9 protein-coding genes are annotated in these 10,193 nt (G+C 67.4%); 5 read left to right on the top strand and 4 right to left on the bottom strand.

The features are described from left to right. Positions 1-267: 267 nt before the first annotated feature. From OXU43_04780 to OXU43_04770, 3 genes are all read right to left on the bottom strand, one after another. A complete protein-coding gene (locus tag OXU43_04780) occupies positions 268-900 on the bottom strand; it encodes a lytic transglycosylase domain-containing protein (GenBank protein ID MDD9824465.1) in 633 nt (210 codons plus the stop codon). Positions 901-1,125: 225 nt separating this feature from the next. Beyond that, positions 1,126-1,611 carry a phosphatidylglycerophosphatase A gene (locus tag OXU43_04775; protein ID MDD9824464.1) on the bottom strand — a complete coding sequence of 162 codons (486 nt, stop codon included), beginning with the start codon at positions 1,609-1,611 and terminating at the stop codon, positions 1,126-1,128. Further along, on the bottom strand, positions 1,608-2,711 hold the full coding sequence (locus tag OXU43_04770; GenBank protein MDD9824463.1) for a squalene/phytoene synthase family protein: 1,104 nt from the start codon (positions 2,709-2,711) through the stop codon (positions 1,608-1,610). Before OXU43_04770 ends, OXU43_04775 begins: the two co-directional genes overlap by 4 nt. 228 nt (positions 2,712-2,939) lie before the next feature. Between OXU43_04770 and dnaX the strand changes: the two genes are divergently transcribed. From dnaX to pyk, 4 genes are all read left to right on the top strand, one after another. Then, positions 2,940-4,604 carry a DNA polymerase III subunit gamma/tau gene (gene dnaX / locus OXU43_04765; protein MDD9824462.1) on the top strand — a complete coding sequence of 555 codons (1,665 nt, stop codon included), beginning with the start codon at positions 2,940-2,942 and terminating at the stop codon, positions 4,602-4,604. Then, positions 4,601-4,900, top strand: coding sequence for a YbaB/EbfC family nucleoid-associated protein (locus tag OXU43_04760; protein ID MDD9824461.1), 300 nt, complete (start codon positions 4,601-4,603; stop codon positions 4,898-4,900). Before dnaX ends, OXU43_04760 begins: the two co-directional genes overlap by 4 nt. A gap of 2 nt (positions 4,901-4,902) precedes the next feature. Continuing rightward, positions 4,903-5,508 (top strand): recombination mediator RecR, encoded by a 606-nt coding sequence (gene recR, locus OXU43_04755; GenBank protein MDD9824460.1) that lies wholly within the window; start codon positions 4,903-4,905, stop codon positions 5,506-5,508. 118 nt (positions 5,509-5,626) lie between these two features. After that, positions 5,627-7,078, top strand: a complete 1,452-nt coding sequence (gene pyk, locus OXU43_04750) for a pyruvate kinase (GenBank protein MDD9824459.1) — start codon at positions 5,627-5,629, stop codon at positions 7,076-7,078. Between the two features lie 147 nt (positions 7,079-7,225). Here pyk and dapE read toward each other — a convergent pair whose 3' ends face one another. Then, complete coding sequence (gene dapE / locus OXU43_04745) at positions 7,226-8,404, bottom strand: succinyl-diaminopimelate desuccinylase (protein MDD9824458.1); 1,179 nt, start codon at positions 8,402-8,404, stop codon at positions 7,226-7,228. 358 nt (positions 8,405-8,762) lie between these two features. On the opposite strand from dapE, the gene OXU43_04740 reads away from it, so the two are divergent. After that, the gene (locus tag OXU43_04740; protein MDD9824457.1) at positions 8,763-10,190 is read left to right on the top strand and encodes an ATP-binding protein; all 1,428 of its coding nucleotides are present in this window, start codon (positions 8,763-8,765) and stop codon (positions 10,188-10,190) included. Positions 10,191-10,193 lie beyond the last annotated feature (3 nt).

Below are 10,193 nucleotides of genomic sequence, written 5' to 3'. Positions count from 1 at the left end.
CCCTGCTGGGGGCACCGATCGCAACCAGATGCGGGCGGCGCCAACGATTGGCGCCTGGCGCTCGGAAAATGGCCGGGGCTTCATTCGGAGACACAATACTCCGCGGGCGCAACAGGGGCACAAGACCATTGCGCGGAGGAACGGCAACCGCGGCAAGCGGAGGCCTCGAATTGCGGGGGCGAATCCAGAAATGTTTCGGCAGCCCGCCTGGCGCATCTTTGCGGCCGCCAGACCGCAAGCGCTTGCCGGCAGCTGACTGACTGCTGACTACTGATTACCGACTAACGGGTCAGGATATTGCAGACGCAACTTGCGGTAGGAGCCCAGCACCTTGCCCACGTACCGCTGGGTCTCCCGGTACGGAGGCACCGTACGCCCATAGCGGATCACCGCGTTCTCGCCGGCATTGTAGGCGGCGACCGCCAGCGTCAGATCGCCGCCGAAGAGCGCGATGAGATCCCGCAGGTAGCGGGTGCCGCCCTGCAGGTTCTGGAACGGGTCGCGACGGTCGGAGACCCCGTAGCGTCGCGCCGTCAACGGCATCAACTGCATCAGCCCGACGGCGCCGGCAGAGGAAACGGCATGCGGATCGTAGCCCGATTCGGCATCAATCACGGCGTGCAGCAAGGCGCGGGAAACCCCGTGCTGCAGGGCCGTGTCATCGATCGGCCGCAGAAAACGGGCGCGGTTCCGGCGCCAGCGGGAGGCGTCCCACTGGGACAGGCGCCAACCCTTCCAGGTCCACACCCCGGCCAGGCGCATCCCCTTGTCCTGGGGCGGGCGATCCGTGAACAGGACCCGCCCGCCGCGGTCCAGGTACTTATAGACCTGTTCCGCGCCGGCGACAGTCGGCGCCGCCGACGCAAGGGCCGCGAGCAGGGCCGCGAGTACGGGCGACAAAACTGTGCGGGCAGGGGCGCGGGCAGACCGCGACGCCCCGGACGGCATGAATAAGAAAAATAGAAAAGTTTTTCGCATCCGCATCCCAGGTTCCTTTAACCGCTCCCATACGGTTGTACATACAGTTGCGCGTACCGCGCCCCGGATGGGGGCCTGTTGTTATTGGGGAATTATATACAACTGGCGGACGGGCGCGCCACTACCGCCGCGCCGAAACGGGGCGGCTCAGACCGGGAAATAGCGCCAGAGCGCCAGGCAGGCGGCGGCGGCGGCGGCCGCGGCCACATCGTCCAACATGATGCCCAGGCCGCCCGCCAGGCGCCGCTCCAGCCAACGGATCGGCCAGGGCTTGACGATGTCGAACAGGCGGAACAGGAGGAAGGCGGCGCCCAGCTCCCACCACCCCGGTCCGGCGGCAGCCAACGCCAGCAGGCAGCCTACCGTCTCGTCCCAAACCACGGCGCCCGGGTCGGAGCGGCCCAGGGCGGCGGCCGTGCGCCCGCACAGCCAGATACCGGCGAGGAACAATGCCGCCAACGCCAGCGTCTGCCCCCACCATGTCCAGGTACGCAACCACAGGTGCAGCGGCAACGCCCACAGGCTGCCCAGCGTCCCCGGCAGGACCGGGCTAAGCCCCAGCCCTGCCCCCAGGGCGAGGAAATGCCCGGGATCGCTCAGCAGCGCCGCCGGTGACGGCCCGCCGCGGTTCACGGCTTGGCGCCGGCCGTACCGGAGCCGGGGAACAGAACCTCCGCCTCCCCTGGCGACGGCAGGGAGCGGGCGGCGGCGGCAAAGAGCCGCCGCAAGGCCCGGTCGCTGCCGGCCAGCGCCCCGGTCACCAGCATCGTGCCGTACACGCCGCGGCGCGGGATCTTCACCTCCTGGCCGCTGCAAAAGCTGCGATTGCCGTCAATCCGGCGCAAGGTCAGCACCGCCATGCCCAGGGCCCACAGGCAGAACCGGCGTATCCCCCGCTCCCGCGACGGGATCAACAGGGTATAGCTCAGGGCGTCCTCCAGGTGTTGCCGGGCCAAGCCAATCAGCCAACCCAGCCCGCGGCGGTAGCCGGCCTCCGTCTCCCCGGGATGCAGCCGGGACAGATCGTAACTTGCCTTGCGAAAGACCGCGCACGGCAACCAGCAGGCGCCGCGTTTCCAGTCCTCCCAGACGTCCTTCAAGATGTTGGTCATCTGCAAACCCTGGCCGAAGGAAACGGACAGGCGCATCAGTTCCCCGCGGTGGCGCGCGATCGCCTCGGAGTGGTGGCAGAACAATTCGGTGAGCATCTCGCCCACCACGCCCGCCACGTGGTAGCAGTAGTCGTTCATGGCCTCAAGATCGGCCAGACCGTGCCTCCCCTTGCGCGCTTGGTAGCGCACCATGCCGGGCGCCATGATGCCGATGCAGCGCCGCAGGGCGCGCCGCCGCGGCGGGGGGAAACTGCCGGTAATGCGCAGCACCGCCGGGGTATGCGCGATCAGGGCCCGCTCGTCCGCGGGCGCGCCCGGCGACATGCAGGCGCCGAGGTCGCGGGCGAAGCCGGCGGCATCGTCCGCGCCGCCGACCAGGGCGATCAGGCGCTCGGCGAATTCCCGCCGGGCGGGAGCCGCCAGGGCGCCATCGTCCTCGATGATGTCGGCGATACGGCACAGCAGATAGGCGTTGCCCACCACCCGCGCCAAGTCCGGCGGCAACTGAGGAATGACCAGGGCAAAGGTGCGGGACACGCCTCGCAGGGCGCGCCGCTGGTAGGCTTCGTCCGCCGGGCCGGGCCGGGCCGGCAATTCTGGCAACTGCTGATTGTCGTGCATCGCGGTCGTGCATCGCGTCGGTGGGCCGGCGGCGAAACAGGGAGCGAAGCGGGGCACGAAAAAAGCCGCGCTCCGCGGCACTCCCCGCCGCCTTCCGGCGATTATGATACCATGGCGCCAAGGCGCCACGGCACAAGGGCAAGGCGGTCAAAAGCATACCAGGCCGCTCCCGCCCGCGACGCCGGGCGCGGCATCGGGATCGGGCGCGGACATGCGCGGCACCAAGCAATGAGTTACCAGGTACTGGCACGGAAGTGGCGGCCGAAAAACTTCGACGAAGTCGTCGGCCAGGAGCATATTCTGCGCGTCCTGCGCAACTCGCTGGCCAAAGAACAACTGCACCACGCCTACCTGTTCACCGGTACCCGCGGCGTCGGCAAGACGACCTTGGCCCGCATCCTGGCCAAGTGCCTCAATTGCGAGACGAAGCTGAGCGCCCAGCCCTGCGGCGAATGCCGCAGCTGCAACGAGATTGACGCAGGCCGCTGCATAGACCTCATCGAGGTGGATGCCGCTTCGCGGGCCAAGGTGGAAGAGACCCGGGAACTGATGGAGAACGTGCCTTACGCCCCCGTCGCCGGACGCTACAAGGTGTATCTGATTGACGAGGTGCACATGTTCTCCAACCACAGTTTCAACGCCCTGCTCAAGGTGCTGGAAGAGCCGCCCGAGCACGTCAAGTTCCTTTTGGCCACGACCGAGCCCAAGCGCATCCCGGTCACAATCCTGTCCCGCTGTATGCAATTCGGCTTGCGCCGCCTGGGCCGGGACGAGATCGCGCGACAGCTGGCCCGCATCCTGGAGGCGGAGGGGGTCGCCTTCGAGGCGCCCTCGCTGCCGCTGCTGGCCGTCGCCGCGGACGGCAGCCTGCGCGATGCCCTCAGCCTCCTCGACCAGGCCATCACCGACGGCGGCGGCGCGCTGCAGGAAAAACAAGTGCAGCAGATGCTCGGCACCGTCCCCGGCGCCGAGTTGGACGCCCTGCTGACGGCGGCGATTGACCGGGATGGCCCCGCCCTGCTGCGGCAGAGCCAGCGGATCGCCAGGTACCAGCCGGACTTCGACGCGCTGCTATCGGAGCTGCTGAGCCTGTTGCAGGAGATCTCCGTTTGCCAGGCCGTGCCCGAGGTAGGCAAAGAGCGGGAGCTGGAGCGCGCCGCCGCCTTTGCCGGCAAAATATCCCCGGAAGAGACGCAGCTCCTGTACCAGATTGCACTGACCGGACGCCGCGACCTGGCCCTGGCCCCGGACCCCGCCGCCGGCTTCGAGATCTGCCTGATCCGCATATTCGCCTTCCGGCCCGAGCCGGAGACGGCCGCCGTCCCGGCCGGGACCGGCGCGACGACCCGGACCGGCACGGCAGCCCCGGCCGGCACGACGGCGCCAGCGGCGCCGCAAACGCAAGCGGCGCCGACGGCGCCAGCGGTACCGGAGGCGCCCGCTACGGGACCCGCCGCGGAATGGCTGGCCTTGATCGAGCGCGCCGGACTTGAGGGCAGCGTGCGACAGCTTGCCCTGCACTGCTCGCCCGGCGGGCGGCAGCAGGACATCCTGATCCTGCACCTGCCTGCCGGCGGCACCGCCCTGCTCAGCGAAAGGCGCCGGCAACGGCTGGAACAGGCCATTATCAAAGTCGCCGACCCGCCCCTGAAGGGGCTGCGCATCGAGCAGATCGCGGAAGCGGCGCCCGAAACCGCGCCCGCGGCAGTTCGCAAAGAAGGCACGGCGCCCGCAACGGGCAACGGCAACCCGCCGCGGCAGCGGGGAGGAGACGCGACCGAGGAAGCATGCCGGCAGGACCCCGTCGTGCGCTCGTTGCAGGAGACATTCGAGGCCACCTTGCAGCCGGACTCGATACGGCCGCGGCGGGAACCGAAAAAAACGGAGCAATGATGGAAGGCTTTGGCAATTTCATCAAGCAGTTCGAGAAGATCCGCAAGGACCTGGGCCAAATCACCGTCCGGGGCGAGTCGGGCACCGGCATGGTCAAGGTAACCATAAACGGCAGGCGCGAGGTGGAGAAGGTGGAGATCGAGAAGCAACTGCTGCAAGAAGACAAGCAGATGCTGGAAGACCTGGTGGCGGCGGCGGTCAACGACGCCCTGCGCCGCCTGGACCGCTCCCTGAAGGACAAGCTCGGCGCGCTGACCGGCGGCTTGATGCCGTCGCGGGACAACATGCCTTTCTAGCCATGGCGCCCGGTTCACCGTTGCTCGCCGAACTCGTAGAGGCCCTGTGCTGCATGCCGGGGATCGGCAAGAAGTCCGCCCAGCGGATCGCCTACCACCTGTTGCAACGGAACCGGGAGGGCGCCCGCCGCCTGTCGGAGGCCCTGGCCGCGGCGTCCAAACAAATCAACCACTGCGAGCGCTGCCGCAGTTTCAGCGAATCCCGGCACTGCACGCTCTGCTCCAGCGGCCAGCGCGACCAGGCCCTGCTGTGCGTGGTGGAAAGCCCCGCGGACGTCCCCGTCATCGAGGAATCCGGCTATAGGGGCAGTTACTTCGTGCTGATGGGACACCTGTCGCCGCTGGACGGGGTGGGCCCCTCGGAACTCGGCCTGGAGGCACTGGCCGAACGGGTGCGGCAGGAACCGGTGGAGGAAGTGATCCTCGCCACCAACGCCACCGTGGAGGGAGAGGCCACTGCCCACTACATCCGCGAGATGTTGGCCGGCATCGCCGGCCAGCGCGTGCGCACGACCCGCATCGCCCAGGGCGTGCCGGCGGGCGGCGAACTGGAATATCTGGACGCCCACACCCTGGCGCGCGCCTTTACGGACCGTCGCGCGCTCTGAGCGCCATGCCCGAAGGCGCAGGGCGCGGCAAGGGCCTCCCGCCCTCCGGGCGCCCGGGGCGCGCGCCGGGCGCAATGAATGAGAGACTCGGAGCCGCCGACGCGAAAGAAACGGGACCATGCCCATTACTACCGAATTCAGCCTGCTGAAACGCAGGCGCACGAAAATCGTCGCCACCGTCGGCCCCGCCACCGGCGACGCAAAGGCACTGGAGCGGCTGATCGAGGCCGGGGTTGCCGTCTTTCGCCTCAACATGTCGCACGGCGACCGCGACTTCCACCGGCGCACTTACCGCCGCATTCGCGAGGCGGCGGCGCGCCGGGGCACTACGGTAGCGGTGCTGGTCGATCTCTGCGGGCCGCGCATCCGCACCGGCGCCTTTCGAGACGGCGGCATCCGCCTGCGGGAAGGAGAGAGCGCAACCGTCACCACGCGCCAGGTAACCGGAGCACCGGGCCTGATCCCATCGCAATACCAGCGTCTCGCCGCCGATGTACGGCCGGGCAGCCGCATCATGCTCAAAGACGGCCTGCTGGAACTCGAGGTGCGCGCGGTCTCCGGCACCGAGATCGAATGCGCCGTGACGCGCGGCGGCGAACTGCGCGATCACAACGGCATCAACATTCCCGGAGCGACGGTCTCCGCGCCCTGCATCACCGCAAAGGACCGCGAAGACGCCTGCTTCGCCCTGGAGGCCGGAGCGGACTTCCTGGCCCTCTCCTTCGTGAGACGGGCGGAAGACATAGAGCAACTGCGCGCCCTGGTGCGAAAACAGGGCGGCAAGACCGGCATCATCGCCAAGATCGAGCGCGCCCCGGCCCTGGAGAACGCCGATTCCATCCTCGACAGCGCCGACGGAATCATGGTCGCCCGCGGCGACCTGGGCGTAGAGCTGCTCCCGGAACAGGTGCCCATGGCCCAGAACGAATTGATCCGCCGGGCGCGGCGCAAGTGCAAATCGGTGATCGTCGCCACCCAGATGCTGGAATCCATGATCCGCAGTGCGCGCCCGACGCGCGCCGAGGTAAGCGATGTCGCGCACGCCGTGAACGAGGGCGCGGACGCGCTCATGCTCTCCGGCGAAACCGCCATCGGCGAATATCCCGTGGAGGCGGTGCGGATCATGGACCGCATCGCCCGCCAAACGGAGGCCCATCTGTGGCGCCAGGGGGACGTGGACAACCCCTTCCTGGTCGCCCCCGGCGAACGGGCGCGCATCGGCGACGCCATCGCCCACATCACCGCCATGCTGGCCCGGGACCTGAAGGTTCATGCCATCGTGGTCCTGTCGCGCACCGGCATGTCCGCCGCCACCATGAGCGCCGTCCGCCCGGCGGCGCCGATACTCGCCATCGCCGGCGACGCGCAAGTGCGGCGGCAGATGGTGCTGCACTGGGGCATCATTCCGCTGGAGATCGAGCCTGAGGAGACAGCGGACGCGGTGGCACTGACCCGGCGCCTGGCGCAGGAACAGTCCCTGGCCGACCCCGGCGACTTCGTCCTGTTGGTGCAGGGATTCCAGAGCGACCCCAAAAGCAGCGCCCCTTCCGTGACCGCCGTGATGGTGTGACCGCCCAAGCCGGGAGATGAAATTGCGCGGCCCATACCCTGGCGCGTCCCGCAGCGCTTAACGCTTACAGAGGGGACTCGCGCAACAATACCCCTCTCTGGCCCGCTCAGGCTAAGGCGCCCTGATTAAAGCCGCTCCATTGCCCGCTCAAGACGCCGGGGCAACGGAAGCCCCGGCCGCCGCGGGCGCGGCCAACAGCCGGCGCAGTACGCCTTCGTAGATCTCCGAAAGCAGGGGCAACTCTTCGGCGGGCACGTATTCGTCCACCTCGTGGATGGTGTCGCCCGTCGTCCCCAGTTCCAGCACCTCCGCCCCCAGCGGCGCGAGGAAGCGCCCGTCCGAAGTCCCGCCCCCGGTGGACAGGCTGCATTCCACGCCGGCTGTCTCCCGCAGCGCCTCCCGCACGGCGTCCAGCAGCCGCCCGCCGCGGGTCAGGAAGGGGTCGCCGCCGCGGTGCCACTCCAGTTCGTAGCGCAGTCCATGCGCGTCCAGCACCGCCTGCAACCGCCGCTGCATTTCCTCCCGCGACAGCGCCGGCGAATAGCGAAAGTTGAACAGCGCCTCCAAGTGGCCGGGGATCACGTTTTCCGCCCCGGTGCCCGCCCGCAGGTTGGAGACCTGGAACTGGGTCGGGGGGAAGTCGCCGCCGTCCCCCTCCTCCCACACCATGCCGCACAACTCGGCCAGGGCCGGCAGCGCGGCATGGATCGGGTTGACGCCGCGCTCCGGATAGGCGATGTGGCACTGCCGTCCCTGCACCCGCAGGCGGCCGCTCAGGGAACCGCGGCGGCCATGCTTGATGACGTCCCCCAGGCGCCGTTCGCTGGAAGGCTCCCCCACCAGGCAGTAATCCGGCAACAGCTTGCGCTCGCGCAGCCACTCCGCCACCCGCCGGATGCCGTGCAATGCCGGCCCCTCCTCGTCGCTGGTCAGCAGCAGGGCCACCGTGCCGGCATGGCGCGGGCGCCGCCGCAAAAAGCGCTCCATTGCCGTCACCATGGCCGCGACCCCGCCCTTCATGTCGGCGGCGCCGCGCCCGTACAGCTTGCCGTCGCGCAGCCGGGGCACGAAGGGCCGCTCGCTCCAGGCCGCCGCCGGCCCGGGCGGCACCACGTCCGTATGGCCCACCAGCGCCAGCAGGGGCGCGCCCTCGCCATGCGTCGCCCAGAGATTGGAGACATCGGCGAAGGGCAGGGAGGTGAGCTCGCAGCCCATGGCCCGCAAGCGGGTGCCGATCAACTCCTGGCAGCCGCCGTCCTCGGGGGTAACGGAGGGCCGCCGGATCAACTCCATCGCCAGTTCCAGGGTAGCGTCTTCCGCATTCATCTCCGTCTCCCGCGCCGAAAAAAGGGGCATTGTGAATTGCCAACCGCGCCGTGTCCATATATGCCACGCTCCCGGCAAGGGGCCGGGCGGCGCACTTTCCTCGGCGCCCGGCACAGCCCTGGCCGCCGGAAATCCCCCGCGAGGCGAAAGACGCTTAGCGTCTCATCCGCGAGATGCTAAGCCGGCAGCGCCTCACAGAACGCAAAATATGAGACAAAAAAGCCGCCTCCTCACAGCCTGCTTTTTTAGGTGCAATTTTAAGTTGTTGATTTATAAGTATTTAATCCAATAATAGGGCTTAAGACAAGTTAACTTTCGTTAGATTGATTTATGCTCCCGTATTCTCTAGAATCCGCCCATGCAAACCATCCCCCCGGAACAGTGCCGGGCGCGCATGCGCGTTGACAACCCCTGGTGGGAAGGCACCCCGCCCCAAACCGACTCGTTCTACCGCAACCTGCGCCCCCGCGCCTATTTCCGGCGCTTCGCCCAACTGCTGGCGACCGAGGGTGTGCGCCGCGCCATCGTGCTGATGGGGCCGCGCCGCGTCGGCAAGACCGTCCTGTTGCAACACGCGATCCAGGAACTCCTGGAAAAAGGCGCCTCCCCGCACGCCATCGCCTGCCTGTCCCTGGACCAACCCTTGTACGCCAACCTGTCTATCGAAACCCTCGTCGGGCATCTGCGCAAGGCCGGCGGATTGCAGGGGATTCCGGCCTTCCTCTTCCTCGACGAGATCCAGTACCTGCCGGACTGGGAGCGCCACCTCAAGGCATTCGTGGATTCTCACCCGCAAATCCGCTGCGTCGCCTCCGGCTCGGCGGCGGCGGCGTTGCGCTTGAAAAGCATCGAATCGGGCGCCGGGCGCTTCACCGATTTCCTGCTGCCGCCGCTGACCTTTTATGAATACCTGGAACTGCAAGACCTGGGAGGAATGGTGCGACCGGTCAGTGACCAGGGCATGGGAGAATGCGACGACATCGAACAACTCAACGAACACTTTATCCGTTATATCAACATCGGCGGCTACCCCGAGGCCGTCTTTTCCGAAACCATCCGGCAAGACGTGGGCCGCTACATCCGCAGCGACATCATAGACAAAGTGTTGCTGCGCGACCTGCCCAGCCTGTATGGCATCCAGGACATCCAGGAACTCAACAACCTGTTCATGACCCTCGCCTGGAACACCGCCCAGGAAATATCGCTGGACGAACTGTCCCGAAACTCCGGCGTCACCAAACCCACGATCAAGCGCTACCTGGAATATCTGCAGGCCGCTTTCCTCATCAAGACCGTCCACCGCATAGACCGCAATGCCCGGCGCTTCAAACGCGCCAACTTCTTCAAGGTCTATCTCACCAACCCCTCAATGCGTTGCGCCCTATTCGGCCCGGTCGGCGGGGAGGCCCTGGATATGGGCGTCCTGTCCGAGACCGCCGTCTTCTCGCAATGGTTCCACCAAAACCAGGAACTCCACTACGCGCGCTGGTCCCAGGGCGAAGTGGACATCGTCGGCCTGGACAGTCGGCAACGTCCCGCATGGTGCGTGGAAGTCAAATGGTCCGACGGCGCCCTCGCCCAGCGGAGACTACGCAGTTCCCTAAAGTCCTTTCTCCAAAAACACCCTGGCCTGCCCAGCGTATTCACAACACGCACCGAAACCGGCAAACTCGACCTGGGACAGGGGCGGCAGGCAGACTGTATCCCCACCAGCGTATATTGCTACATGCTCGGGTTTAACATCATCGGCGGCGCCTTGCGAGACCGGCGCCCGGCCATGAGCTGATAA

This window comes from Gammaproteobacteria bacterium, from assembly GCA_028817255.1.
Taxonomy (GTDB): domain Bacteria; phylum Pseudomonadota; class Gammaproteobacteria; order Porifericomitales; family Porifericomitaceae; genus Porifericomes; species Porifericomes azotivorans.
Note: the sequence above shows the minus strand (reverse complement) of the source record. Positions and strands in the feature narration are given on the sequence as shown.